The sequence below is a fragment of the Algoriphagus iocasae genome, from assembly GCF_014206875.1.
Taxonomy (GTDB): domain Bacteria; phylum Bacteroidota; class Bacteroidia; order Cytophagales; family Cyclobacteriaceae; genus Algoriphagus; species Algoriphagus iocasae.
Map to the genome: position 1 here is coordinate 190,787 of NZ_JACIJO010000005.1, position 26,407 is coordinate 217,193.

General features: G+C 39.6%; 20 protein-coding genes. 7 read left to right on the forward strand and 13 right to left on the reverse strand.

Features of this window, described 5'->3' with window-relative positions:
- Positions 1 to 2,022: 2,022 nt before the first annotated feature.
- The 3 genes from FHS59_RS22160 to FHS59_RS22170 all read right to left on the reverse strand — a co-directional run bounded on the left by FHS59_RS22160 (position 2,023) and on the right by FHS59_RS22170 (position 4,788).
- A complete protein-coding gene (locus FHS59_RS22160) occupies positions 2,023 to 2,673 on the reverse strand; it encodes a DUF6266 family protein (RefSeq protein ID WP_184498358.1) in 651 nt (216 codons plus the stop codon).
- A 632-nt stretch (positions 2,674 to 3,305) separates the two neighbouring features.
- Positions 3,306 to 4,202: a terpene synthase family protein gene (locus FHS59_RS22165; RefSeq protein ID WP_184498360.1), complete on the reverse strand. Its 897-nt coding sequence runs from the start codon at positions 4,200 to 4,202 to the stop codon at positions 3,306 to 3,308.
- On the reverse strand, positions 4,186 to 4,788 hold the full coding sequence (locus FHS59_RS22170) for a Crp/Fnr family transcriptional regulator (protein WP_184498362.1): 603 nt from the start codon (positions 4,786 to 4,788) through the stop codon (positions 4,186 to 4,188). The genes FHS59_RS22165 and FHS59_RS22170 overlap by 17 nt, the downstream gene beginning before the upstream one ends.
- A 325-nt stretch (positions 4,789 to 5,113) precedes the next feature.
- Between FHS59_RS22170 and FHS59_RS22175 the strand changes: the two genes are divergently transcribed.
- The 3 genes from FHS59_RS22175 to FHS59_RS22185 all read left to right on the forward strand — a co-directional run bounded on the left by FHS59_RS22175 (position 5,114) and on the right by FHS59_RS22185 (position 6,463).
- Positions 5,114 to 5,398, forward strand: a complete 285-nt coding sequence (locus tag FHS59_RS22175; RefSeq protein ID WP_184498364.1) for a MauE/DoxX family redox-associated membrane protein — start codon at positions 5,114 to 5,116, stop codon at positions 5,396 to 5,398.
- 114 nt (positions 5,399 to 5,512) lie between these two features.
- A complete protein-coding gene (locus FHS59_RS22180; protein ID WP_184498366.1) occupies positions 5,513 to 5,962 on the forward strand; it encodes a MauE/DoxX family redox-associated membrane protein in 450 nt (149 codons plus the stop codon).
- A 222-nt stretch (positions 5,963 to 6,184) separates the two neighbouring features.
- Positions 6,185 to 6,463, forward strand: coding sequence for a hypothetical protein (locus FHS59_RS22185; protein WP_184498368.1), 279 nt, complete (start codon positions 6,185 to 6,187; stop codon positions 6,461 to 6,463).
- A gap of 218 nt (positions 6,464 to 6,681) precedes the next feature.
- On the opposite strand, the gene FHS59_RS22190 is transcribed toward FHS59_RS22185, so the two are convergent.
- The 3 genes from FHS59_RS22190 to FHS59_RS22200 all read right to left on the reverse strand — a co-directional run bounded on the left by FHS59_RS22190 (position 6,682) and on the right by FHS59_RS22200 (position 13,783).
- Complete coding sequence (locus tag FHS59_RS22190; protein ID WP_184498376.1) at positions 6,682 to 8,046, reverse strand: RagB/SusD family nutrient uptake outer membrane protein; 1,365 nt, start codon at positions 8,044 to 8,046, stop codon at positions 6,682 to 6,684.
- 192 nt (positions 8,047 to 8,238) lie between these two features.
- Positions 8,239 to 11,442, reverse strand: coding sequence for a SusC/RagA family TonB-linked outer membrane protein (locus tag FHS59_RS22195; protein ID WP_184498383.1), 3,204 nt, complete (start codon positions 11,440 to 11,442; stop codon positions 8,239 to 8,241).
- A gap of 13 nt (positions 11,443 to 11,455) precedes the next feature.
- Entirely contained in the window at positions 11,456 to 13,783 is a 2,328-nt protein-coding gene (locus FHS59_RS22200) for a TlpA family protein disulfide reductase (protein ID WP_184498385.1), read from the reverse strand.
- A 1,078-nt stretch (positions 13,784 to 14,861) separates the two neighbouring features.
- On the opposite strand from FHS59_RS22200, the gene FHS59_RS22205 reads away from it, so the two are divergent.
- The 3 genes from FHS59_RS22205 (at position 14,862) to FHS59_RS22215 (ending at position 19,994) form a co-directional block, all read left to right on the forward strand.
- Positions 14,862 to 15,131, forward strand: a complete 270-nt coding sequence (locus FHS59_RS22205) for a helix-turn-helix domain-containing protein (RefSeq protein WP_246388573.1) — start codon at positions 14,862 to 14,864, stop codon at positions 15,129 to 15,131.
- Positions 15,132 to 15,354: 223 nt separating this feature from the next.
- Entirely contained in the window at positions 15,355 to 15,621 is a 267-nt protein-coding gene (locus FHS59_RS22210) for a thermonuclease family protein (RefSeq protein WP_317168229.1), read from the forward strand.
- 236 nt (positions 15,622 to 15,857) lie between these two features.
- Complete coding sequence (locus tag FHS59_RS22215; protein ID WP_184498387.1) at positions 15,858 to 19,994, forward strand: SMEK domain-containing protein; 4,137 nt, start codon at positions 15,858 to 15,860, stop codon at positions 19,992 to 19,994.
- A gap of 226 nt (positions 19,995 to 20,220) precedes the next feature.
- On the opposite strand, the gene FHS59_RS22220 is transcribed toward FHS59_RS22215, so the two are convergent.
- The 7 genes from FHS59_RS22220 to FHS59_RS22250 all read right to left on the reverse strand — a co-directional run bounded on the left by FHS59_RS22220 (position 20,221) and on the right by FHS59_RS22250 (position 25,953).
- Entirely contained in the window at positions 20,221 to 20,853 is a 633-nt protein-coding gene (locus tag FHS59_RS22220) for a ribonuclease H1 domain-containing protein (protein WP_184498389.1), read from the reverse strand.
- Positions 20,854 to 20,864: 11 nt separating this feature from the next.
- A complete protein-coding gene (locus FHS59_RS22225; RefSeq protein WP_184498391.1) occupies positions 20,865 to 21,548 on the reverse strand; it encodes a TIR domain-containing protein in 684 nt (227 codons plus the stop codon).
- 154 nt (positions 21,549 to 21,702) lie between these two features.
- Positions 21,703 to 22,026, reverse strand: coding sequence for a hypothetical protein (locus tag FHS59_RS22230; protein ID WP_184498393.1), 324 nt, complete (start codon positions 22,024 to 22,026; stop codon positions 21,703 to 21,705).
- A 257-nt stretch (positions 22,027 to 22,283) separates the two neighbouring features.
- Positions 22,284 to 23,357: an RES domain-containing protein gene (locus FHS59_RS22235; protein WP_184498395.1), complete on the reverse strand. Its 1,074-nt coding sequence runs from the start codon at positions 23,355 to 23,357 to the stop codon at positions 22,284 to 22,286.
- A complete protein-coding gene (locus FHS59_RS22240) occupies positions 23,354 to 24,301 on the reverse strand; it encodes a sce7725 family protein (RefSeq protein WP_184498397.1) in 948 nt (315 codons plus the stop codon). Before FHS59_RS22240 ends, FHS59_RS22235 begins: the two co-directional genes overlap by 4 nt.
- A gap of 4 nt (positions 24,302 to 24,305) precedes the next feature.
- A complete protein-coding gene (locus FHS59_RS22245) occupies positions 24,306 to 25,181 on the reverse strand; it encodes a sce7726 family protein (protein ID WP_184498399.1) in 876 nt (291 codons plus the stop codon).
- A 97-nt stretch (positions 25,182 to 25,278) separates the two neighbouring features.
- Positions 25,279 to 25,953: a hypothetical protein gene (locus tag FHS59_RS22250; protein ID WP_184498401.1), complete on the reverse strand. Its 675-nt coding sequence runs from the start codon at positions 25,951 to 25,953 to the stop codon at positions 25,279 to 25,281.
- A 125-nt stretch (positions 25,954 to 26,078) separates the two neighbouring features.
- On the opposite strand from FHS59_RS22250, the gene FHS59_RS22255 reads away from it, so the two are divergent.
- The coding region (locus FHS59_RS22255; protein WP_184498403.1) for an IS110 family transposase at positions 26,079 to 26,407 on the forward strand (329 nt) is incomplete at its 3' end.

A 26,407-nucleotide genomic window follows, 5' to 3' on the forward strand; every position in this document is an offset into this window, starting at 1 on the left:
AGTCTGAAAGGAAAGGTAGTTTAAAGTGAAGAGTTTAAAGTTTAAAGAGGTAGCATGGAAGTGGGAAGTTGGAGGTTGGAAGTTGTAGGTTGTCCGATGTCAGAGAAGTCAGAAAGCTGAAGGCAGAAGTCTGAAAGGAAAGGTAGTTTAAAGTGAAGAGTTTAAAGTTTAAAGAGGTAGCATGGAAGTGGGAAGTTGGAGGTTGGAAGTTGTAGGTTGTCCGATGTCGGATGGTGGAAAAGGATCCAATCCCCCTTGTAGATGATTGTTGATAAGATTAAAATCGTATTTAAAGGGGGCTAGGGGGATTTTGATGTAAGATTTGAGATATGTGATGTAAGATTTGAGAATAGAAGTGAGATTGGTGACTGAAGACGGGAGACAGGAGTCGGATGTCGGGTGTGGAATTTGAAATTTGAAATTAAATAGACCCTGTAGGGGTCATAGCTTAATAGCCCAGGCTTTCAAGCCTGGGTTTAAAGGATATAATTGTTCACCAGCGCTGGCCCGGGATTGCTATTCGGAAATGAAAGCCAAATGCCAGCAAGATGGAAACCGAATCGATATCGGATTTGGGATGTGAGATTTACGATTTGGTAAAGAATGTTTTTTTGAAGGATTGAAAATCCTACGATATTGGTTCGGAATTACAAATCCCGAACAGCGGAGAGATTGGTGACTGAAGACGGGAGACAGAAGAAGGAGACGGATGTCGGGTGTAGAATTTGAAATTTGGAATTAAATAGACCCTGTAGGGGTCATAGCTTAATAGCCCAGGCTTTCAAGCCTGGGTTTAAAGGATATAATTGTTCACCAGCGCTGGCCCGGGATCGCCATTAGAAGCTAGGATCGTTGCGCCAGCAAGATTGAAACGAATCGATATCGGATTTGGGATGTGAGATTTACGATTTGGTAAAGAATGTTTTTTTGAAGGATTGAAAATCCTACGATATTGGTTCGGAATTACAAATCCCGAACAGCGGAGAGATTGGTGACTGAAGACGGGAGACAGAAGAAGGAGACGGATGTCGGGTGTAGAATTTGAAATTTGGAATTAAATAGACCCTGTAGGGGTCATAGCTTAATAGCCCAGGCTTTCAAGCCTGGGTTTAAAGGATATAATTGTTCACCAGCGCTGGCCCGGGATCGCCATTAGAAGCTAGGATCGTTGCGCCAGCAAGATTGAAACGAATCGATATCGGATTTGGGATGTGAGATTTACGATTTGGTAAAAAGGAATGTTTTTTTAGACGGATTGAAAATCCTACGATATTGGTTCGGGATTACAAATCCCGAACAGCGGAGAGATTGGTGACTGAAGACGGAAGACAGGAGACAGGAGTCGGATGTCGGGTGTGGAATTTGAAATTTGGAATTAAATAGACCCTGTAGGGGTCATAGCTTAATAGCCCAGGCTTTCAAGCCTGGGTTTAAAGGATATAATTGTTCACCAGCGCTGGCCCGGGATTGCTATTCGGAGCCGGGATCGTTGCGCCAGCAAGATTGAAACGAATCGATATCGGATTTGGGATGTGAGATTTACGATTTGGTAAAAAGGAATGTTTTTTTTAGACGGATTGAAAATCCTACGATATTGGTTCGGGATTACAAATCCCGAAGAGCGGAGAGATTGGTGACTGAAGACGGGAGACAGAAGAAGGAGACGGATGTCGGGTGTGGAATTTGAAATTTGGAATTAAATAGACCCTGTAGGGGTCATAGCTTAATAGCCCAGGCTTTCAAGCCTGGGTTTAAAGGATATAATTGTTCACCAGCGCTGGCCCGGGATCGCCATTAGAAGCTAGGATCGTTGCGCCAGCAAGATTGAAACGAATCGATATCTGATTTGGGATGTGAGATTTACGATTTGGTAAAGAATGTTTTTTTGAAGGATTGAAAATCCTACGATATTGGTTCGGGATTACAAATCCCGAACAGCGGAAAACGAGATGATGGATTAGTCCAGCTTCTGGAGAAGCAGGACAACGGGAGTATCTTGCTCTTAATTAAGACCTCTTCTCACTACCCTAGTTTTCCCAAACAGATGGAGTCCGAAAACTCGACCTTTGTGGATCTTTCTGAAAAAAATGAAAAATACACATAGGTATTTGGATTCTGATTTATTGGAGACCAAGGCAATTCTACCTCCTGAAACCCGTCTTTTCTATATGAAGCTCCTTTGATGCTAAATACTCTAGCTTCTTCCGTATCATATACAACCACAAAGCTTTTATCTCCATCCCGGGCAGAACCATCCCAACTGTTATTATTCCATTCTATTCTGAACCGATAAGGGTCAATCCTTGATAAGACTCCCCCATCCACCCCGGTAAGATCTCCAGAGGATACCAACACTTTTTGGGGCTGTAATACAGGAATTCCTTCATTCGGATAGATTGCATTTTTCAACAACAGGCTCTTTGCTCGATCAATTCCTCTTTTTGTTCCTCTTTTGAAAGCTCCAAAGCCAATTGCCAATTCCTTTTTCAAAGGAGACAAAAACTCCTGAGCCAAGGCAAAAGCTTTCTGATGATAAGTTTGCAAAGAAGAACTGCTTACCGAACCAGCGCCAGGTTTAGTCCTGATCAATGTCTCCCCATTGACTTGATAGAAAACCAGATTTCCGACCTTTCCGGATATCCCTCCCAACAAACCGTCTGTTACTTTTCCCATACTTATTAAAATTTATGTGTTCAATTATATTCATCAGCTAAACCATCATTTCAGTCATTTTCTAATCCGAAACGGGACTTTGTGATAACCCGATTTTCAGCCAGCTTTTCTTCAATTCATATCCGATGCATTATCGGGTGAGCATCGTAGAAGCATCGTAGGAGTATCGTAGAAACATCGTCCCAAATACAGATTTCATAAAAATCGAATAAGTAAAATGGCTAAAGAATCATGACTTTTCTTCCGCAGAGTTTTGGTTATATGAATATCCGCTTTTGCACCACCACCCTTTTATTCTTTGATTGAAGAGACGGAAGAAAGAAGACCGAAGACAGGAGCAAGCTAGACCGGAACTTCAAGGCTTCTTTTTTGCAGTCTAAAGTCTATACTGGTAAGATTACAGATAATCATATTTGGTTAAATCATATACTTCCGAATAATTTCTTCGGGGATACCGGAGAAAAGGGCAAAGTCCGATACGGTTACAAACTGATGGGGTTCTTTGTTGACATAAGCGCGGGCTTTATGTAGGAGGATCTGGGCATATCGCTCACTTCTTCCCGTCAGGCAGACTACATCTTTTGGGTAAATAACAGCACGTTTATTGATCATGATACACCTCCTTGAATTTTTTAGTGTGTCGCAGAATTTCCGTTGATATTTTTCTGGTACCTCAAAGTCTCTGCAGTCCAGGCCTCACAGCCTCCTGCCAACAATAACAGCCTATAAATCCATTTTTTACAGGAATTAAAATTGATCCCTATCAATTCAGTCAATGGGATAAATTCCTCTCGTAGAATCTTTAATTCCCTTTGCACCACCGACAAGGCATCATCTCCCACGGAGTCCATCAAAAGGATGATTTCATTATGTGGATCGCCGATAGCTTTCTCTTTTTGATAGGAAGCTAGATCATTGGATAAATAGATATATCTAGCCAGAGAGATTTCCAGCAAATCAGACACACATCCTCTTCTATCTTTTCCCTTCTTGATCAGAATCATAGCCAAATAAACACCGGAGCTTTTGGGTCTCATCAGTCTATATTCTTCCAGATTTGGTTTCACCCTTTGCATTTTTATACGGGTTTCCCATTGTAAAGCCTCCAAGTATTTATGCCATTCAGTTTGCCATTGCTCCAGCAAAAAAGAATCTCTTTGTTGCTTCTCAAAGTTCCTATAGAGTTGGTTGAGTTCATTTCCCAAACAATGGATCCTGAAGTCAGAATGGAAAGAATCCCCATTCTTCAAAGCCTCCAGAAAATCGATCATTTCTGTATTATGGACTATGTCTAAAAGATCATCCAGTAAAAACAAGCCCAGGAAAAATTTCATGATCTGTTCCAGCCTTTCTTTATTCTCCTCCGGGAAAAGGAATCCGGTAAACCAGTTGATTTTCTGAACCCTGCAACGCTCCAGTTCAGCTGGATTGTCAAATAAATTTGCTTCCCAAGCCCATTTGAGGACCTTATCATCCAAAACTTTGCAATGAAGATTCATCGCTTTGGGAAAATTATAAGTCTTTTTCATGCTCATTCATTAAGGTATATTTCAGACGCTCCACTGTACTGATGCTGCAATTGAATAGGTCAGCTAAATCCTGATTTTTGAGGTATTGTCCTATGCCTGGGAGTTTTTTAAGTAAAAGTGGAAAGCCTTCCTTAAACTTTTTGGCTTTGATGGCCTCCTGCTCCACATGCCGCTTATTGATCCGATGTACAACTTCCAATGCCAGTGAATAGAATTCAGGCTTCTTAGCTAGTAATTCTGTTTCTGCCTCAAGAGTAAATCCTAAATAAACCGTATCTGACAAAGCCTTAATAATTGATTTGGAAGGAATATTTGTCCTAAATGACTTCTCATCAAATGCTGTGTCTGACTTGCCAAAAATCCTGACCAACTGAAACCCTGCTTTACCCTCCTGATAAAGTCCCAAAAAACCTTCACAGATATAGCGACTTTTGATATCGACTGTATCCACCTTTTTAAGTATCTCTCCTCTGGATACCCTTCGCAATATGAGTTTATGAAATACGCTTTCATATGCCTCATCAGAAAATTTCTTGATCCTGTTGTAGTCAGCGATCAACTGATCCATGTAATCTCGCTTTTCCATTTATTTTCCAATTAAAAATGTACTCAATCAAAACAGTAGGGTGAAAAGCCATTCCAAAGAATCCTGTTAAAAATCAACTAATTCCTACGTGTTAATTTATTGTTAAGTGATATTCGATCCAAATAAAAATTTAGGAATCACTAATTTTTATATAAAAAACCCTCAAATGAGGGTTTTTTCTAGCTCTTAACCCATTCTCCCTTATTTGAGGTAGACCTTTGATTATCAGATTAGTAATTTCAGTTCAGGAAGTAATCAACTCTTTTCCACCTGCCATTTGTGCCTAGGAATATGGCATTAATGGCTAGGATGAATTCCCTAAAGAATGAGACCTAAAATGAAAAAGCATATCATGGACAAAATAGCTTCAAAACTTCTGATTCTCCTCTGGACCTATACAGGATTGGATAAACTTATCCAGTTTGAAGCAAGCCGGAAGGCTTTTCATAACCAGACTTTTCCTGCGGAGTTAGCGGAGGTGCTGGCATATGTTATTCCGATCTCTGAGTTGCTGATTGCCCTGCTCCTGCTCTTTTCGGTGTTGTGTCCGGGGCATCTTCAAGCCTACTCTTACCCGGTATCTGCATCCGAATCTGAGCGGGAGCTTTAACCCTAGTAAAAAAATAAAATGAAAGGAGATCAAAAATGAAATGAATCATACACTAAAATGCCCTGTAAGACTCCCTTCCAAAATAGAAGATTCAGAACAAAAACGAACTAAATCATGGAAAAAACTGACGTTTCTTTTCTATTAAGTTTACCCCTACTCATGCTATGGGGATATTCATCAATCGAAAAAGTACTTTTCTGGCAGGAAAGCTACCGAGCTTTCCTAAACCAGCCATTTCCGAATCCTTGGGGAATTGTACTGGCCTATGTAGTACCAGGCTTTGAGATTTTGCTTGTGATCTTGCTGCTGTTTCCAGAAACGAGATGGTGGGGATTCTTGGGTTCAGCTCTTCTCCTGAATTCCTTTACAGTATATGTGGGCATGGTCTGGATCGGAGTCTTTCCTGAAACTCCCTGCAACTGTGCCGGACTAATCAACCTGTTAAACTGGGAAGGTCATCTTTTCCTAAATCTTGGATTTTTTAGCCTTACTGTTCTGGGATTATGGTTCACAAAAAGAGGGGCCGAAGCCCCTCCAGATGGCGTTAAGTTGAAATCAGACTAGTAAATTCTTTTAATTAAAATTAGATCTAAACTAAAAACACAAAAACAAAATTCAAAAATAAAACAAAAGTGAAAATCTATCCGACCCAAAATCAGAACCATGTTGTTTGGGCCCATGCTTCTGAAGATGGATTTTCCCGGGAGAAGCTGAAAACCCGCAATTGAGTAAGCTACAACCAAACGGTTTTGCCGATTTTTTGATTGGTTAAAAAAACGGTGCATTATGAAACGTAAACAATTAAGTATTTCAATGCTGGTTCTTGGACTGGTGGCTTTTGGTACTTTTGCCTTCACTCCACCAAAGTCCACTACCGGCTTATTTGCTCAGGACCCTACAACCCCTTCAATCTGGTATGACCTGACTGAAGTAGAACCGGGGGATGATACCTACCGCTGCATCAGCACTGGGAATTGCCTTCGGGATGAGCCCTCTGTGAGCGGTACTGTTGTTCAGCAAGGAATGTTTGTCAAAAATTCTGAAAACCTTCCTATTGCTGATTAAACAGTAATTTGAATTTGATCTAATCCGTAAAAGCCTTTTTGAAGTTCAAAAGGGCTTTTTTATATAAATCAGGGGCAGAAGCCGTGCTCACTCCCACCCCAAAAAATATCGTTCGGGAAATCCTATCCTACTCAAATCTATGAGAACCCATTCCTAATGAATGAACCCGGAAGATTGGACTGTGACACATAATACTCCCAAAGATTATTTTCCGATAGCTACCTGATATTGGGTTCTAGCCCATTCAATTGCAGTTCATCCTCTGGGATCGGAAAGACATACCTGGGAGAATTCGGTGGCAACGAATATTCAACTTCATTTACTGTGCGGGTCAGAGTCTTTGCCAAGGCAGGTTCCAGATTTAACCTTCTCAGGTCATTCCAGCGCAAACCCCGAAACGCCAGCTCTTTCCTCCGTTCTTTCAAAACCAACTTCAAGGCTTCTGTCTGATCCAAATCCTCCCATGGCTGAAATTCACCAAGCTGATATCGCTTCTCCATCAATTGGTTCAGATAGGCCAAACCTTCCTTAATTCTTCCAAGCCTGATTTCAGTTTCGGCCAGGATCAGATACATCTCTCCTGTCGATAACCCTGAAAAGAGCGCGTAATCCCCTGAAAAACTTCCCCTGAACACATAGCCCATGGCACTTTCATTTGGCTTCCTGTAATACAGCTCCTTCCTTAAATCCAGCGAATCATAGGAATCAAATAATTCCTGATCCACAAAAGTCAGGTTGCTATAATGGAACAACTGGCCATTCAATACCGAATAGTACAGGGTTTCTTTGTTAAAGGGAGCAAAGGAAAAATTACCTGAGGGCATCACCTCATTGAAGTCCAGCAATTCGGCACCAGATTCCAAACTTGCCTTGGCCCATTGATTGGCCATTTTATAATCCGACATGCTCAGATATACCCTGGCCAAAAGCGCCTGTCCCGCTGCTTGGGTTGGCCTGGTGGAAATCACCACCGTTTCCGGTAATAACCCGACCGCCTCATTCAAATCACCCAAAATCTGATCATAAGTTTCCTGAAGGGTAGTTCTCCCCTGCTTATCGGTGATTTTTGGTTTGGTCCGGATCACTACTCCCAACAAACCGCTTGCACTTTCTTCCCTGTAAACTGGTGCAAATTGCCCAGCTAGATCAAAGAAGGCCTTGGCTCTCATAAACAGTGCCCTACCGATCAGTTCATCCCGCTCTTCATGCTCGGAATCATTAACCTGATTCATCTCCTTTGCTTCCTCCAATACCACATTGGCGTAGAAGACCTGACGGTATGGAATGAGCCAATCCGAAGCCTGGGGAGTATCAAAGATCTCTTCTTCCCAGATATAGGAGCTTTGATTGGGAATGGAATTAAAGGACTGAAAGCCTTGGTCCGTAGTCCAAAAATCATCCGTCCCATTAAAGACCAGTGCAGGAGAATCATTCATCAGAAAATTGGTATTATCCAATAAGCCCTGTAATTCTGCTAAGGTTTGGGGCACCACCAAGCTCTTGCTGGGTTTTTCATCCAAAAATCCATCACAGCCAACCAATAGCAGAAGGATGGCTAAGAATTGAAATTTATATTTTTTCATGTGTTTATAATTTTTTTTTAAGGTCACATGGAATCTTCGCATGAATTATAATCAGCCCTCTGTGTGTCGCTTCGGGTCATGCTTGATTTCATATTTATACTTGTTTAAGGGTAAAACCAAAAAGCCTGACAGCAAAAGCCCCTATCAAAAGCCTTTGTGAATAGAAGCTGCCAGGTTTTTGGGTCGATCAATTTAAAATCCTGCACGGATGCCAAGGGAAAGGGAAGTCAATGCCTGATTGGTCTGGTAGTCAGGGTCCTCATAGGAATCTGTCTTTTTCCAGATGACACCCAGATTATTGGCATAGCCATATACCTCCAATGAGCGAAATCCTATACCCAGTACCTTCCTTGATTCAAGGGAATAACCTAAGCGAACATCCTGCAAGCGGATATGGTCCCCCGGGATCACCATGATTTCAGATCGGTTGTAGAAATTATCCCGATTGGACACTTGGCTTTGTGGAAAAGATGGAACCGTAGTCAGAGCCTCATCTCCAGGTTCCATCCAGCGCTTTGCATAATCCCCATGAATGATTCCGCCCTGATACAGACTGTTGTAATTCAGTGGTTGTCTCCTTACAAAATATCCCAATCTGTAAGAGATATTCACTGAAAGGGAAAATCCTCTCCAGGCAAAGTTGTTAATCCAGGAACCGAATACCGTGGGCCGGGCCGAACCATGATATACCAAGTCCTCCACCGGGGTGGCATTCAGAATCGCATTGTAATTGGAACTGGGTTCCCCATCTTCCAATCCCAAAGGATCTCCGGTATCCCCATCCAGTCCGGCCCAAGGGAACGAGAAAATCGAGAAGAGCGGATAACCAGTCAGGGGTGCCGGAAAAGTTTCCCCTCCTCCTCCAAATCCGGTATACTGTAGGGGCAGTGCTTTGACTTCATAGCCCGTTACTTCCTCCTTCAGCCAGTTAAAAATCAGCATCTGGTTCCATTTCAGTTCCTTGTCCAGCACTTTGAAATTCAATAGCAGGTCCACCCCTTGGGTTTTGGTATCGGCGAAGTTCCCCCGGAAGAGACTCACCCCTGTTGATGTAGGAAAAGGCTGGTCCCCGATCAGGTCCAATCCGGTCTTGTTGTAATATTCAATGCTGCCAGACAGAAACCCGTTTTTGGATTCAAAATCCAATCCCAAATTGATGATTTTTATCCGTTCCCAGCGCAGCTCAGGATTCGGTGGATTTTGTATGGCATAGCTGGGAAGACGGGTCAGAAAATTGTTGTTTCCGCCAATAAAGTTGGCAGTGGTGTAGGCACTTACCGAACGGTTGATGTTTCCATTGTACCCATAGGTAGTCCGGAGCCTTAAGTAAGGCATCCAGTCCGCTTTATAAAAGCCCTCTTCACTGATGACCCAGCTTCCTCCCACAGACCAAAGCGGAACACCCCGGTCATTCGCCTCTACCCCGAAGATGTTTGACGCATCTTTTCTGGCACTGGCAGAAAGCGTATATTTTTTATCCAGGGTGTAAGAAGCATTGGCATAATAGGACAGGAACCGATCAGCGTTCCCTGTATGCGAGTTACGATACGGAATATTAGCCAAAGACTGATTGTGGTACCTGCGGAATCGCGTCACATAATCCACGCCCAAAGAAGATCCCAGTTCATCATCGTATCCATAGAACCGTGACTGGTTAGACAGCCCGTCCACTGACTTGATTTCAGCTCCCGCCAATGCTGCGACCTGATGGCGTCCATTCCAGGTCCTGTTCAGCGTTGACTGAAAACGCAGGTGGTGACTCTCTGACCTGGACTCACCCAGATCTGCAATACTGCCCTTAGGTACGGCCAGGCTAAAACTTCCGTCCTCACCCACTTGCGTAAAGGAATTGATCAGATCACGGGTATAAAATGTACGCTCATCATTGAGTTCCCAGCTTCTGCCGTTGTTTTCCCAATACTGGTACAAAGCATCCAAGGTCCATCCTTTACTTAGTTCATAACTCAGTCCCAGATTTCCCCTGAAATCAAAATATTCCTGTTCATTGATCAGGTTCCCGAGCTCAGCCAAGGGATAGTATCTCCAGTCCAAAAGGCCCAGCTCTTCCGCCCCATCGGTAAAAGTTTCCCGGTATCCCCTGCCAACGGAAAGCGGATTTCCCTGTCCATCGGCCAAGAGGATGTAATTGGCAGAAAAGCCCTGGGGAAGATCGGTTCGTCGATTGCTCTGCCCGTTGACCAAATACAGGCCGGTCTGTAATCGGAGCCTGTTATTTAAAAAATTCCAGTAATTCTTCAGGTTAAGCGTCAATCTGGAATTGTCATTTCCCACCGTTCCGCTCAGGTTTTTATCATAGCCCACAGAAAGTCCATAGACATGCTGGTCTTTTCCTCCCCGGATACCCAAAGCATACTGTTGCTGTAGAGCAGGCCGATAGTAGTACCTGGCCAGATCGTTTCTTACATCCTGTGATGCAAAAGCGGTCAATCTTCTGTCTGCCTCCTCCTGGGTGATCTCTCCGTCACGCAAGGCAATCAGCGTTTCAACTCCTGGACTCAGCAAAGGCTTGTTCCTGGAATTCTCCCGTGAATTGTACAAGCCTCTGGAAAACAGATCCTGCTCCACTTCCAGAAAGTCTGCAGGGGAAATTGTAGGGGCATAAAACGGATCCTGCTCCTCAATCTGGGTGACATTTGCCGTAAAGGTCACCTGCGTGGGCGTATTCCTTTTGCCGTTTTTTGTGGTGATGACGATTACCCCATTGCCTGCCCTGGCTCCCCAGATCGAAGCCGCTGCGGCATCCTTGAGTACCGTAATACTTTCCACATCATTGGGATTGATGCTTTCCAATGGACCATCATAGGGGAAGTTATCCAGGACAACCAAGGGCTGGGACTCGGAGAAAATAGTGGAGGTACCCCGAATCGATATATCATCTGATCTTCCTCTGTCCCTGTTAAAGACCAGACCTGGAGTTACATCCTCCAGCCTGTCCAAAATTCCGGTGCTGACTCTTCTGTTTACCAGCGTTTCATCCAGTGAGGCAAAGGAACCTGTCGCCCTTTCCCGGGGTAGTTCCTGATAGCCTGTGGAGACGATCTCCACCCCAGCAAGATCAATTCCCTCCGTTTCCATGAGGATCTCCATCATCCCCTCTACATTTCCTACTTCCAGTTCCTGGGTGGCAAATCCCACAAAACTGAAAACAAGGACGGGATTTCCGGAACGGGGAACAGCAATTGAAAACGCTCCATTTTCATCCGTTACCTTCCCTCTTGTGGTACCTTTAAGAACTACCGTCGCTCCTGGAAGCGGAGTTTGATCAACTTGGGACAATACCGTCCCGCTCAGCGTTTTTTCCCCAGGCTGCTGGGCCTGTAGCGTACCTGCTGTCAAGAGCAGGAACAACCAGTTCAATAGTAGGTATTTTTTCATTTTTGATTGGTGTTTATTGATTTTCATCAGAAAGATTTTCCTGGATCAGATCGATCAATCCCTCCGCTTCCGAAGGAATTTTCAGGGAGCGGATCAACCGCCCTTCCCCATCGATCAGCATCAGGCTGGGATAGGCCTGGATGTCATAGTATTTAAGAAATGGGTGTATGTCCCTGCCTCCCAAAAACAGGTGTTCATTTCCAAAAGAATAGCTTGGGTTTTCGCTCAGGTATGTTTTCCAGAGTACCGGGTCCGGGTCTGTATTGATGGAGAGCAGTGCAAAATCCTCACGTCCCTCCAATTCCTTTTGGACTTTGCAGAGCTGCCTCTCGTGCATGAGTTTGCTGGGCAGACAACCTGGAAACCAGAAAGCAAGCAACAGGGTCTTGCCTCGGTAAGCCTCGAGATCAGTGGAGTCTCCGTTCAGATCAATCAAGGGCAAGTCCTTGACAAGACTTCCGACACGGTGTGCAGCAGCAAGGGATTCCAACCCCGAGCGGATCTCGGGATCTGAGATCCTGTCAGATACACGGGCAACGGCATTGCCAAAATCAGGCAGGCGGTAATAGTTTTCAAAGAGGAACCTGGCCACCAATCTGTCATAGACCAGAGTGGAAAACAGGGTACCCAAACGCGAAAAGAGTCCCTCTCCGGCATAAAAAGCCAGCAGGCTTTCCCGCTCCAAGAGATACTCCTGATAGAAAGCACTGGCTTCGGCAGCATCTGCTGAGACCTCCAGATCCCCGATTCTGTCCAGATACCCTTCCAAAAGTTGCTGGGAATCGGACCTGGCCTCCAAGGGAAGGTTTTTGATCAGGGAAATTGATCTGGAGGCATTTTCCCCGAGGACATCAGCCCGAAGGATATCAAGAAAACCCTCAGAAAGTCTGCCTCGGTATTCCTCCAAAATCAAAAGTCTGGAATCATCCAGCACATCTTTTTTCAGCCGCTCCTCTATCCATCCCTTTCGATCCGGGCCAAAAGAAATAAACTCCATGGTACGGGGTGCATAGCCCTCAACCAGAGGAGAGCGATCCATAAAACTCTGCTGCAGTTCGTTAGGATCCTGGCCTGCCTGAAGATGGAAGGCAGGGGTTTCCATAAAAGAGACTTTATTCTCCTCCCTTGCCAATCGATGCTGAAGCTCAAACTTCAGTGAATCAGGACCGGCAAATACCAATTGTCCCAAGCGGAGATCCAGGCTAAAAATCAGCGAATCCCCGGGCTCCACCAGGAAGCGGTCCATATATTGATCTCCCAAAACTGAGGCAATGGAAATATAGCCTTCCTCTGAAATGGGCAAAGATTCAAAATGTAGCACCTTCTTACCGGAAGCACCTTGAAGCATACTTCCCTCTTGTAGCACTACATAGCTGGATTCCATACCCACATAGGACACATAGCGCCCCAAATACTTTTCCCAGAAGGTCACCAAAAGGGAATCCTGCATTGCCTCCGAACGGATTTCCCCATAAACAAACACGGGCAAATCCTCCATCCTAAGACCCTTCCCCTCCGAGTAGGCTGAAGGGATTGCTCCCTTCCGACCTAGAGAATTAGAATTATCAACTAAACTAGTACTAGTATCTAGACCCAAGACACAAGACACAAGACTTTGGTTTTTTGGTTTCTGAGGGACATTTTGTCGAACCGAAAGGATAGGAATCCCAAAGACTGAGACAGAGGCGGATTGGAAACTAGAGTTCTCCAACCCTATCCTCATGTCCTGGTCGCTATCAACTAAACTAAATCCCTTTTGAGACTGAAGACTGAAGACTGAAGACTGAAGCCCAGGTCCCCCATCTATATCCTGAGGTGCAACTGAGAAGAAAGTATCGGAACGGGTCTCCCCGCTCCGATGGAATCCTGCTATGGCAGGTATTCCGGGGTTATCAACCAACTCAATCCCCGGGGGTGAATCAGCAACTTGACTACTTACTTTAATTACAATACCGAAGAAGAGAACTAATACAAATCGAATAGTTACTCCGCGTATATGGTTATTGGTACAGGAGATATGCAATCCTTCGGCTTGCGAGATAAAGTCGCTTCGCTTCTGAGATATGTCAGCTTGTGGCTGACGAAATACAGCTCCTTTGTCGCTGAGATAATTCTTCGAGTGAATTGAAATAGATCGACTTCGTCGATGAAATAGACCGCCAATTAAAGGAGATATACCTTCGGTGAGATAATCCCGAAATTTCGTGATAAAGATATCCCGCCAATGGCGGGGAAATAAGGTCTTGATGCTACAGAGTATATCTACTAACCAGTTGGATTTGAATTTGCTTTTGGGAGGACATAGGTATCCCAGGAAGCATGTGAATAGAAATTTTTTCATGCTTGAAATGTATTTGATGCTGGGCCCGCCACGGCGGACAGGTGTCGGATGACCGATGACCGATGTTGGAAAACCGTAGTGTGTCAGGCTGAGCGGAGTCGAAGCCTATTCACGTTACGTTCGATTACCAAAATCCCGTGGTTTCACCGTCATTGCGAGGCGAGGTACGAGCCGTGGCAATCTCGGTCTCATTGAGCAGTCGCGCAGTTTTCAGGTCATTTCCATGCCTTCGGCAGGCAGGCGACGACGAGGTACGAGGAGAAATCTCAAAGAAAGTCCACAGTCAACAGTAGTCAGTGAGCAGTCGCGCAGTTTTCAGGTCATTTCGAAGGAGGAACGACTGAGAAATCTCTATCGTTTAATGAGATTTCTCTCTTCGCAAGCTCCGTTCGAAATGACATACTATTCCCACCCTGCCCTGCTAAGGCACCCAGCATTAATGAATAAATAAGAAATGTATCAGCGCTACCGGCATTAAAAGCTTGCTGATGTGAGTGTGTGGTAACTGTACTTCTGGGAGCTGCGCAATCTCCGGATATGTCCCTTCCTAAAAAGGAAGAAAGCAAGTACAGCCTTAAAAATGCCTGAATCCTCAAATAGGATTCTTGGGCTTAAGAGGATACAGGCGATCTACCGCGGTGATGCCAAGTTCCTCTGGTAATAGGTTATATTCAATAGGTAGCGAGCAATGTGTCCCAAGGCAAAAAGCAGCCCTCTCCCCTTTCCAGAAATTCCTTCCCGGGAAGCTTGGTAATCCAGAAAAAATCAAGGTCTGTTCCATGATACTTGGGTTATATCTCAAAAGAGGGGAACCAGCATCAAAAAAAGAGGCGTGGAACCCAACTTACCGACACCAGGTACCTAGGATAGACCTTGAACACGGAAAGAAGAGCCCACGCCAATGGCGTGAGCAATCCACTTTTCCCCCATGTTCATCGAAATTTCCTAGGTTTCGGTATCGAGGTAATAAGTGCGATGCTTATTTGATTAAATCATTAAAGAATCACAAATAAATAAAATCTCTATTTCAAAAGAAATTTTACATAGCAATAACTAAGCATAAAACTAAAGAAGTTTTTTGAATTTGCAAATAGCAATGACAAAAAAAACTAAATTCGAATTAGCTGTAATTCAAAAGGTTAAAGATATAAGAATTGAAAAAGAATTAACCCAAAGAGATATTGCAGCAATTTTAAATTTTTCTGAAGGTTTTATTGGGCAAATTGAGAGCCCTTTACATTCAAGTAAATACAATCTTAATCACTTGAATAAATTAGCATTAGAAATGGGATGCTCTCCTAAAGATTTTCTTCCCGATACTCCTTATCCTGAAGAGGAAAATCTTTAATATTCTATTATCAAATGCTTTAATTTTTTGAAGGGCTTTAAAAATCTCCTAATAGTTTAGTATTTTTAATATATGAAACTAATCGTTTAATTTTTCTATTTATAGGGTTTAATAACTTTGCTTTCTCTCAAGAAAGATATGGCCCATACAAATTCACAAATTTGTAGATGATGAAACCTTCTCGGTTAAAATAGGGGATGGAAAAGCTGAGAAAATCCGTTTAATTGGTGTAGATACCCCAGAAGTAAAATGGGAAGGACTAATAGAAGAACAGCCTGGGGGTAAAGAAGCTTCTGAATATGTGAAGAAACTGTTAAAAGGGAAGAAAGTCCTTCTGGAATATGATGTACAAAAGCGTGATCGGCATGGAAGGACATTGGCTTATGTGTACCTTGAAGATAGCACATTTCTAAATGCTCATCTACTTGAAAAGGGATTAGCACGAATGGCGACCTATCCTCCGAATGTGAGGTATGAGGAGGTTTTTTGAGAAGAAAGTATTTAAGGGAAAAACGCCTAACTCTACACTACTAAAACCCGTCTGATCTCTTCGACTAAAAGAAATTCATTTTTTCAAAACATTTATTATCATGTTTATACTCTTTTTAACGTTAGTAAAATTCATTTCCACTTCGCAAATCAAACACACTAAATTCCTTAGATTGTCTGTAAAGTATGTTCAGAGTAATAGCTCTATGTTCAGATAAGATTAAAAACAAACTATAGATGAGACCTTCTGAAATATTAAGACCTAGACTTTTAGAGACCTTTTCCGCAATCAGTAATTATGTTTACCAATCAAACAGGAAACAAAATCCTAATATAAACTACTTGATTGAACAGTATTTTACTGAAGTTTTTAATGTTTTATATCCAGAAAAAAAATTCATACACCTAGAGAATCAACAGATAAATTCAACCAAAATAGACATCCTAAGTCAAGATGGGACAATAGGAATCCAGACCACAGCCATAACAAAGTTGGAAAAAGTTAAATCAACGATTCATGAAATAAAAAAGATCTATCCTAATCTTCAAGAACTTTATATGGTATACCCTAATAAAAAAAAGGTAAATCGAAAAAAAGAAATTTTACAGCAGGACATTAAACTTTTTGAATATTCTTTTGAAGAACTGGAAGAATATATTTGGAAGAACAAAAGGGATTCTATTGAAGAAATTCTTTCAATTTCAAAAAACCACTTTTTCAGGATTTCAAATGTCCAAGAAACCTTTCAATTTCTTGAAACCCTAGAATTCAACCACTTTATCCAAGGGTTGAACAAGGTAGAGAAATACATCCCTAGGAAAGTCAGTTATAGCTTTTTTGAAAATAATTCTAAAGAAACAAAATTAGTCAAGGTAATAGAACTTTTAAAAAAGGAACCTAAAGTCGCATTAATTGGAGATCCTGGTTACGGGAAATCATTTGAATTAATAGAATTAGCTCATCAAGTCGCTTCAAAGGAGATTGGGTACCCTATTTTTCTTCGCCTAAAAGACTGCTTACCAAGCAAAGATTTCAAAGATTATTTACCAGAACAATATGAATTGTTATCTAGACAAAAGGTAATCCTTCTCTTAGATGGATTTGATGAAATTCCAATTCAAGAAAAAGATCTATTCATTCAAAGATTTATAGATTTTAATAATTCTTATCCTGATGTAAATCTCATTTTTTCCATCAGATCTAATTTTTATTCTAATGTCTTGGAGGGGAAAATTAATGGGGTTTGCCCAGTTTACCTTAACAAATTTTCCTGTGAGGAAATCAGCTCTTATGTCTCTTCATTCTTTGAAATTGATCCAGAGAAATTTATAAGCAGCTGCTATCAAAATTCCCTCATGGAAATGGCCGAAATACCATATTACTTGAAACTATTAGCGCTAGAATACCAATTGGAAGGCGGACTTACAGGAAGTTCTTCGGAGATCTTAAGAAAACTTTTTGAGAATAGAATTGAACATGATTTAACGAATCATTTCAAAAATAGCCTACCCACAAAGGTCAACAAAGAAAATATTCAGGATACTTTAGAAAAAATAAGCAGTATCATGACTATTGGAGGTTTTACTCAAATTCCTCATAGATTTCTTAAAGAAATTGTACCAGCTGACCAATTAGAAATTCTAAGTCAGCTACTTATCTTTAAACCAAGTGACCGGACCTCCAAAGCTCAATGGATGTTTGAACACAATAAAATTCGCGATTATTTAAGTGCCCGAAGTCTATTAAATCTAGACATTAATGAAGTTAAACAATTGGTCTGCGTACCAAATTCAGTAATAATCTGTTCCAATTGGAAAGATGCCATACTTTTATTCCTGAACATTATACCAACCTCACATAGGTTATTTGACCCCATATGTAATCTGGTGATTTCAAATAGTAAAACTGAAATTTTTAAAGTGGAGCGGGAAAAATTCAATCCAACAATAAGGTTTCTGCTTTTAAAGAGGATTTTAGAATACTATAAACCGCTAACAATATGGATCCGGTTAAAGGATATCAGTGAAAATAGACTTGCGTATTTTTCTCAATCTGATGATAGTTTTGAATACCTCTTAAACGAAATCGAAAATGATTCAAATCACCGACGACACCGTCTAAGCTGTCTTTTTATACTAAAGGAATTTAGGAATCTAGCTCATTTTCAAAAAGAACAACTCAAGACTGCATTTTTACCCATTTTAAAAGAAAGTCAATCCGATGTCCATTTAACAGATTACTTAATCCAAACATTTGCTCGATTAAGAATCACTGATCAGGCAACCATTATTCAATTCCGAAAATTATATAGCACAAGAAAAAACCAATTTATTAGAGGAGGAATGTATGAGTTTATTGCCAATTTGGATGATCCAGATGAATGGGTAGACTATCTTCTTGAAGGAATGCTATTGAAAAAATCCAATGATCCGGATCGAGATGGTATCAGCAACGGCGCAGAGAGTCTTTTGATTGAAAATGCGTTCCAAATTCTAAAAAAACCATCTTCTTTCACAAAGGTTCTAGAGGAATTCTTGAGCAATGATGATTACCATTTAAATTTCAATTTTGATAAAATCCTGGATATAGTTTTAAAAAAATCTATTGAACACTACATAAGCAACCCTAATCTATATAACCTAGTATTGGCACTTCATTCAAAATTGAATGGTCCTTTCCACCATGAATATACAGATCTATTTCATCACTACTTTAAGGAAACCAATTCCTACAATAAGGGGCTAATTGATTTATTAGAAAAATCGAGCTATAAAGTCGATTATGGGAACAACTATGAGATTGGATTCTTTGTAAGGAATGACACTTTTCCAACTTTCGAAAAGCTTCTATCCTTAGGAAAACTGACTTTTGAGGATTCTGAAAAAGTTTATTTTGCATTAAAAGCTATTGGAAATGATTTTCATCCTGAATTCAAAAAGAAAATCGAACACTTATCAGGGAAAAAAATAATCTTAGAAAAACAGATTGATACCACCAACATGACACAAAAGAGGCAGTTGGAAGAATTAGCCTGTTGGTTTAAAAAAGAAGTATTAAAGGAAGAAATAATCAAAATTCTTGATCAGGAAAATGAAATAACTATTGAAAAACTTAGTAAATCCTTAATTGGGTTAGACCACCTTTTCAATCAACGACTTGGCATTCATCATTGTGCCAAAAAAGTTTTAAGAGATCTTTTAAATAAGGATTCTAAATCTTCCATTGAAATAAAAAGGTGGCTAGCCAATGAGGAGGAGATTGAATATTACCTAATTTATCGAATCCACCTCATGATATATCATCATGACCCAAATCAATTTTTGAATAACCAACAAATAAACTTTCTTCAATCTTGGTTTGAAAGAAATCTTGATACAGTAGATTTCTATTCGATCAATCTTTTTGGGCAAGTGAACCAATATCAATTATACAAGGCTGTTTACCTAACCTATTTCTATGAAAATTTTGGCTTTCCTTGTTCGGAAGAAAAATCATTGGAAATGCTGGCATTTTGTAACCATACTCATGGAAAATTTCAAACTGTTACTTTGGAAACAATCATAAAGAGAGTAGGAAGATCAAAAGTAGAAAAGAGAATTGAGGAGAATATTTTAAATCAAAGAATTCAAAACACGTTAGCCGTAAAAACACACAATAATTATGCTTTTAAGTACAAAAAAGAGCATCTTTTCCCTGTCATTTTTAATTCTTTACTAAATTCCAGTGAAACCGGTTCTGTGACCCCAGAATTAAGTGAATTTTTCAGAACTAATAATGATCCAAGATGGCTATTTCCACTTTTCTGGAAATTTATTGAAGAAGACCAGCGGTATATTATTGACCACATACCAGAGGAGCACTTTAATGAGGATTTAAGAAAATTAATAAATGATTTAATAAAGCTTCCAGCCTCTAAGGATCTTGAAAAATCCATCAATAATTTATTGTTGAAAAAAGGAGACATTGATGGAATGAAAAGAACTTTAAAATGGATCAATAAATACAAAATCAATCCATTTAGTCACTCCAATATTGAATTGGTTCATTTCAATAATATTGAGGCACTTCCATACTTGCTTATTTTATTAAAAACATCCTACGATAAGGAAATTTTGGACAATGAAAGAATAGATACTATCTGGAGCAAAGCAAGGTTTGGTCTAATTGAATTAGCAAAACGATCTCAGGAATTTGCAATTACTATTATAAATGAATTAGAAAAATTCATTGAAATTGAATCAAAATCGATTGATGATATAAGACATAATTATGAAATAGTTGAGGATATCAAAATATTGTTAAGCCAAGAAAAATTACAGCAACAACCATTAACATTTAAGCAGTGCTTTGAAGTATATGAAAGAGTTTATTAATTTTTAAAATTCTCTCAAAGCCATTAGTATTAAACGAAACAAAATAATTCTTAATTACAATATTTTATAAAAAATAAGAGTATTTAAATTTTAAGTGGATATACCAATTAAAATTTTTTATTTAAAAATCAAGCAAATTTCAATCTTATAAATTAATAGATTTTTTTTTTAAATAAACGTTTCTACCCAATAAAAATCCTTTGGTTATTTACTATCTGCAAAAGTTTTATTTTCTTCCAAAATCGGCTGGAATTTCCCCCCATACTTTAGTTTCCCACTTAAGAATTTTATTTTCAAATGAATTATTCCTTAACCAAGTCAATGCACGGTCTAAAAGGGCAAATAGTTCCTGATTTTTTTCTGTCCGCTCTAATTTTGTTCTCATTTTGACTTTCTTAACCCAACCAATGGCAATTTTGCTATCAGAATAAATTGGCCTATTATCTCCTTTTTTCTTAAGTAGTGCCAAAGCATGTACTAATGCTAAATATTCGCCAACATTATTTGTAGCATCTTCAAATGGCCCCATTCTAAATAATGATTTCTTAGTTTTTGTTTCAACTCCTTGATATTCCATAATACCATTAGAAGTATTCCATGCAGCATCAACAGAAACACTATTTAAAATGGGTTTACCAATTAATTTTATTTCTTCAGAGTTTAGATTTTCCTCAAAGTATTTCTTACCAATAAAGTTTTTTTCACTGGAATTAAGAGCTTGTATGGCCAAATCATGTGTTGGGAATGATTTATATTTTGCATTAGTGAATCCGTAAATCTGATTTTTACATTCTTCCCACGATTCATAAAGCCCTGGTTCTCTCCCATTCCAAACCACATAAAATTTTCTTTTGGTCATGAAAATTATAGTTATAGTCGCTTTATATCAATTGAATAACCTTTGGTTGACATTTCTTTAGCAAGAGGCAAAGCTACTTCAGCAATGTCATCTTTGAATGGAATATATATTAAACCATGAATATCAGAAGGTCTTTCTGTTTCATCTTGATTTCTAAGAAGAATTGCAACTCTATCTCTTCCCAATTTTGAAAGCATCATACCTAATTCTAGAACTACATTCTGTCTTGCCCTGTATGCCTTCTCCTCTGGGTGGTCTTTTCTATGACCTTCATCATCAGGAGTAGCCAAAACAATGCAAAAACTTGCTCTTTCAGTATAGTTTTCTAGTTTTTCAATGATTGTTTTACCTTCCGAAGGTAACTGGTCTAAAATTATCGGTTCTACATTCCACCTTCTAAGCATAGCTTCCAGCTGGGTTTTAGCTGTTGTATCATGACCGTAAACAACGAAAACTTCTTCAGGTGCCTTTTGATTGTTCACTTTTGCTTGAAATTGTGGTATTGGATTTTCTAATCCTAATCCACTCTTTATCTCAGAGGCATTTTTACCTTGAACATTTATGTTACCATTATTATAGCAATTAACTATTCCGCCATTTTCTAAGCGTATTTGAACTCCATGTAAAAGTTCTTTTTCACCTTTTATTGTATACCCTAATTTTGATAAGGACTCTTTAACTTCTTCAAATGTCATTTTTTTCTTTTTTATATTTGGTATCTTATTTCCATACTCTATTTCTAAAGTAAATGTCCTGATATTGGGATGCGAAATGCTACAAAGCTTTATTCCTAATTGTTTTTATATTACTGGCAATTGATTTTAGCTTTTATTTCCAACTGTCGAATCTTCAATCCCCATATTGCCAACAATATTTACTATCATCAGCTGCTTTTCTAGAACATCTAGAACCAGCTTTGGTCGTGGCTGCACATTGGGAAGAAGTATTTTGAGTTGGTTTGGTTTCAGAAGTATTCGATTTTACCGGAGTTGGTTCAGTAGTTTTATTTTCTGTGGCGCTTGGTTTGCAGACCAGGCAAGTGGTAGGGCCTCTCTTTTTAGCTTCTGTTAGTGTTGCAGGCCAACCTGTTTTAGCATAGCGGCAGGTTGATTTATGGTACTTCGCTCCTGTCTTAGTAACATAGACTGTCTGAGCCTGAAGCTGAAATGTCATCAGGAACAGTACATTAATTAGAAATAAATGAAGCTTCTTTTGGATCAAGGAGGGAAATGTTTAGAAACTAAGTATTATGAAATGGTAATTTAGTGAGAACTAAAAACATATCCTATCCCGCATCCCGGCCCCTCGCTAAAATAGTCCACAGGACTTTTTCTTTACGCTCGGTCCTCCAGTACAGGGTAATTTAGAAAAGAGCGGAAAGTTAGAGATTAAGATTTTTAGGGCTTAAAGGTTCTAGTCAAGCCTTAGTTCTAAGTTTCTTCCCTTGGAGAAACTTTGTATTTCACATCCTCAACTTTTAGAACCTTGACATCTGTGCATTCAACTTTATGATCATTGAAAATCGCCAAGTTGGAGCCAGAGGGATTCATTGCACTTTGGTATTGTACCCCATCAAAACCAAGTACAGATTTTATGTATTCACAGAGGTATTGGGTTGGCAGGTAGTCAAAGTCTGAGTCTTTCTTTCGTATGGGTTTAGATAGCTCCTGACTTAACTTCATTAAAAAACCTCTAAACCGAACAAATTCTTCCAAATCAAAACCCAACTCTTGGATTTCGACCGGTCCCAGAAATTCAATTCTTTCCAAGGAGACTATGTTCAAATTCTCTTTTGCCTCAAACTCCCCTAAAAAGATCTGTTCATGTAGTCCTGCCCTCGATTCGTAAAAGGTGGTTTGAGGGTCTGTTGCCAAATACAAATAAGGGATTCCAATTGGATTGGCTCTTCCAGCACTGGCCTTTTCTTTTGGAGGCTTTCCCATCTCGCTCCTTTCAATTAAGTCTTCTGAAATTCTAGCTCGGTAGTACCGGCCTCCTTTTATATGTGTCCTCACCAAGAGTTCAAGAGAGGTGCGGATCGAATCCCAATCCAGTTCTTCAGAAAGGAAAAAACGATTTTGATACTTAAGTTCATGAGATAATTTTTCCCATCGCGTGTTTAAGTCATATTCAAAATCCTGATTGGATTTGTCGGCATGAGGAAGAAATACAACTTTCTTATTTATCAGCTCAGTATCCAAGTTTCCATATTCGTCAAATATCTCTTCAATTAGTGCTGGTAGTATAGATTTTTGGATTTTTGTCAAATCGATTAACCCAGGCCAATAATCCAAGACATGGTCAACTAGGTCAATCCCTTCATTTTCACTTTCGGCCACCCCATACAATGAAAAAATATTTTCAAGTACCTCTCCCAAAAATGGCAATGGGATAAGTTGGACATTCCTCCTTTTAGAATAAGGGCATTCTCCGGGATTTGTATAAGACTCCCCTATTGAAAGAATCGAAGGATCCAAAAAAATATCAAGGGCACAAAATTTCATTTCATGACAGATTGCATTAGTTCGATATGGTGCATCATAGATAGTTTTTTGACAACACCAAGCCCAGGGTAGGCTTGAGAGTCATAATACTCTTTGAACTTTGAGATAGCGATAGTTTCAGGGATGGAATGGGCATCCACAAAATTGACCAGTTTGGTCAATGCCTCATAAAACTTGCCTGCAGTATCACTATCATCATAATTGGTATCTGAAATAAAATGATGAATTCTTATATCACCAGACCCAGAATCCAAATAGGTCAAATGTATGACCACTGCATAGGGAAGTCTCCCTCCTTCTATAAAATCAGAACCAATAGTTAGGTAATCACAAAACCCGGCATACCCCTCTTCTGAATAATAGAGATAATCATTTGAAAAAAATTCATCCTCTAAATCAAGATAGTCTGAATTTCTCAGTTGTCGATTAAATGGGTCTGCTAAAAGGGAGGAAGATATTCGACCAAACCTCCTCCGTAAGGCAAGTATCTGATTTACATGAATGATATTTGCAAAAACCTGGGCTCCTGCCATGAATTGGACAATTTGGTCTACTTCAGGAATTTGCTTTAAATGAATCAAAGAAAAAGGGTTTCCTGACCATGATGGATTAGTCCTGAAAGAATGGAATGATCTGAAATCGCTACTGGTTTGGATCAAAAAAGTTGGAATTAGATTATCGGTACCATACGAAGCCTCTTGAATAGCAATAAATTGTAAGATTTCATTTGTCTTGTCCTTTAGATCTCCGTATTGAGGATTGACTATCAATTGAACTTTGACCCCAATAGTATTTAATGCCTTTGCGGCAGTGGCAATTGTATTAAGATTTTTTTTCAGCGGTTCTACAATGGGTGAAACTTTCGTAGGATCTATAGGTAGAGATACTAATTCCCTCAGAGCAATCAATTCAAATTGTTTCCCTCTTAAAAATGGAAAATACATAAAGTCAAAAGATTATATCCAAACTATTTATTAAGTGAATATAGTCCTTTTCTTTAATATTTTCCGTGTAGCAAAAGAATTTCAGCCAATAGGGAATCTGATCAGATTTGATCAGTTCATTTGTAGCTGGATTGATTCTTTTTTTGATGATTTTAAGGTATTCTTTTTGAACTTGAAGTGGCTGGTACTCCTTAACAATCTCTAGGCAAGCTTTAAATAGTCTAACGGGAGTAGCATCTGGTATCTCACCAGACAAGCTTGTTGCAAGCTGGATCAGCTCATCTTTACGCAATGATTTGACCATCGCATCAACATCCAACCTATCGATATCCTTATTGGCCTCTTTAAAGTTCCAAATCCGGTTTTTCTCTGAGAAACATAATAATCCAATTTCCTCAGCAATGATAGCTGCATATTTATCAGCCTGATTTTCATGCACTACTAGGTAAACCTCAGAGAAGGCTTTCTTGTAGTCCTGAATCTGAGTGGCAAGTCGATTGGGTGAATCCAACTCAGTCTTTATTTCAAATACCTTGTTTGTACCATTGACCAGAACTGCATCAGCTATTGACTTACCGATCTGGAACTCATTTAATAAAATGGAATTATCCAAACGATAATTTTCAAGTACATAATCGTTGAGAAGTGTACTCTTGAATAAATACTCGTGTCGGTAATTTTGCAGTAATTCTTGGAAGCCGATATCCAACAATCTTCTTAGTGAGTGCCCTTTAGAATCGCCATACAGGGTGGATTGAAGACATTTCACAAAGCCGTTCTGCTTCTCTCCTGGCTTGCAAAGGTTTCGAAATGAGGCGTTGGAATACAATCCCGCCAGGAGTTTAGGATCAGAAAAAGTGACTGAGGCAGTTTGAACCATGACACAAAGCTAATTGAGAATTAGATTTATTAATTACCATTTAGCAAAAAACAGGCCTATTAGTACCATTTACTATTCTCAAATTTAAGTCTTCCAGTTACAACTTACCAAGTTGAGCTATTGTGTCATCAAGAAGAGCAGAAACAATTCCACTCTCCATTTCACTATACTTTACTACACGTCCCGTAATTACATCTACAACAACACAATAATCTTTATTTATAAAAAAGTCTTGCGAGTAATGCTGTTTTAAATACCTAAATATTGTTTCTGCAAACATTCCAAGTTCATTACGATCATATCCATTTAATTTTGTTACAAACCAAACAGCACCTATTTCCTCACTAATACCGTCCGTAAAACTAAAAACATGATTTGGCTTAGCCTCAATGGGCAAGCCGCCAATTGTAAGTATTGAGTTAACTTTTTTTTGATGCAAAAATTCCAAAGGCCCTTTTGGTTTGATAGCATCCAAATCAAAATCCTGAAATCCTACTAATACATCAATATTCCTTTGAAATCGTTTCTTAGTGTTATCATATGAAGTGGAAAGAATCATTTCTTTTAATTCCTCAATTTTCACTTGGAGAAGTTCCTTTCTACCTGTCTTAAAAGAATTTAAAACTGCGCTATTACAACTTACCCAATAATCTCCACCAGAGTCATCACCTTTTTTGGCTTTTTCTTTTCTGAGGTTGTTTAAAAAGGTCAACTTTGATCTATCTGATTTTCTTCTAAATTCAATTAGATTTTTTATTGTTATTTTCTTCATTATGAGGATTTTATTTAATCTTATGAAGATTTAAATACTTAAAAGTTTGTTCGCTCTTCTTAATCAATTTAGTTCCCATGATATAATCTGGTTCGTTTTAAGGACAGAACCAAAAAGAATATATCATGGACACCGAAGTTTCTCCTAAGTTATTCATTGGTATTGATGTGCACAAGCGCCAGTGGAGCGTTTGCATCTTTACAGCCAATTGCCATCATAAAACCTTCAGTCAGGCACCTGATCCCAAAGCCTTGAAGTCTTACTTGGATAAGTTTTTTCCAAAATATCAGATCATTTGCTGTTATGAAGCCTGTAAGTTTGGTTTTTGGATCTATCGGGATCTAAAGAGTTTCGGATATGAATGTCTGGTGATCAACCCAGCTGATCTTCCCACTACCAATAAAGAAAGTAGTGAAAAAACCGATCCTGTGGATAGTCGCAAAATGGCCAAAGC

Bases quoted from the DNA above. Each gene is read 5' to 3' on its own strand.
- FHS59_RS22160 (WP_184498358.1), bottom strand. From the start codon at position 2,673: ATGGGAAAAGTAACAGACGGTTTGTTGGGAGGGATATCCGGAAAGGTC.
- FHS59_RS22165 (WP_184498360.1), bottom strand. From the start codon at position 4,202: ATGAAAAAGACTTATAATTTTCCCAAAGCGATGAATCTTCATTGCAAA.
- FHS59_RS22170 (WP_184498362.1), bottom strand. From the start codon at position 4,788: ATGGAAAAGCGAGATTACATGGATCAGTTGATCGCTGACTACAACAGG.
- FHS59_RS22175 (WP_184498364.1), top strand. From the start codon at position 5,114: ATGAGACCTAAAATGAAAAAGCATATCATGGACAAAATAGCTTCAAAA.
- FHS59_RS22180 (WP_184498366.1), top strand. From the start codon at position 5,513: ATGGAAAAAACTGACGTTTCTTTTCTATTAAGTTTACCCCTACTCATG.
- FHS59_RS22185 (WP_184498368.1), top strand. From the start codon at position 6,185: ATGAAACGTAAACAATTAAGTATTTCAATGCTGGTTCTTGGACTGGTG.
- FHS59_RS22190 (WP_184498376.1), bottom strand. From the start codon at position 8,046: ATGAAAAAATATAAATTTCAATTCTTAGCCATCCTTCTGCTATTGGTT.
- FHS59_RS22195 (WP_184498383.1), bottom strand. From the start codon at position 11,442: ATGAAAAAATACCTACTATTGAACTGGTTGTTCCTGCTCTTGACAGCA.
- FHS59_RS22200 (WP_184498385.1), bottom strand. From the start codon at position 13,783: ATGAAAAAATTTCTATTCACATGCTTCCTGGGATACCTATGTCCTCCC.
- FHS59_RS22215 (WP_184498387.1), top strand. From the start codon at position 15,858: ATGAGACCTTCTGAAATATTAAGACCTAGACTTTTAGAGACCTTTTCC.
- FHS59_RS22220 (WP_184498389.1), bottom strand. From the start codon at position 20,853: ATGACCAAAAGAAAATTTTATGTGGTTTGGAATGGGAGAGAACCAGGG.
- FHS59_RS22225 (WP_184498391.1), bottom strand. From the start codon at position 21,548: ATGACATTTGAAGAAGTTAAAGAGTCCTTATCAAAATTAGGGTATACA.
- FHS59_RS22230 (WP_184498393.1), bottom strand. From the start codon at position 22,026: ATGACATTTCAGCTTCAGGCTCAGACAGTCTATGTTACTAAGACAGGA.
- FHS59_RS22235 (WP_184498395.1), bottom strand. From the start codon at position 23,357: ATGAAATTTTGTGCCCTTGATATTTTTTTGGATCCTTCGATTCTTTCA.
- FHS59_RS22240 (WP_184498397.1), bottom strand. From the start codon at position 24,301: ATGTATTTTCCATTTTTAAGAGGGAAACAATTTGAATTGATTGCTCTG.
- FHS59_RS22245 (WP_184498399.1), bottom strand. From the start codon at position 25,181: ATGGTTCAAACTGCCTCAGTCACTTTTTCTGATCCTAAACTCCTGGCG.
- FHS59_RS22250 (WP_184498401.1), bottom strand. From the start codon at position 25,953: ATGAAGAAAATAACAATAAAAAATCTAATTGAATTTAGAAGAAAATCA.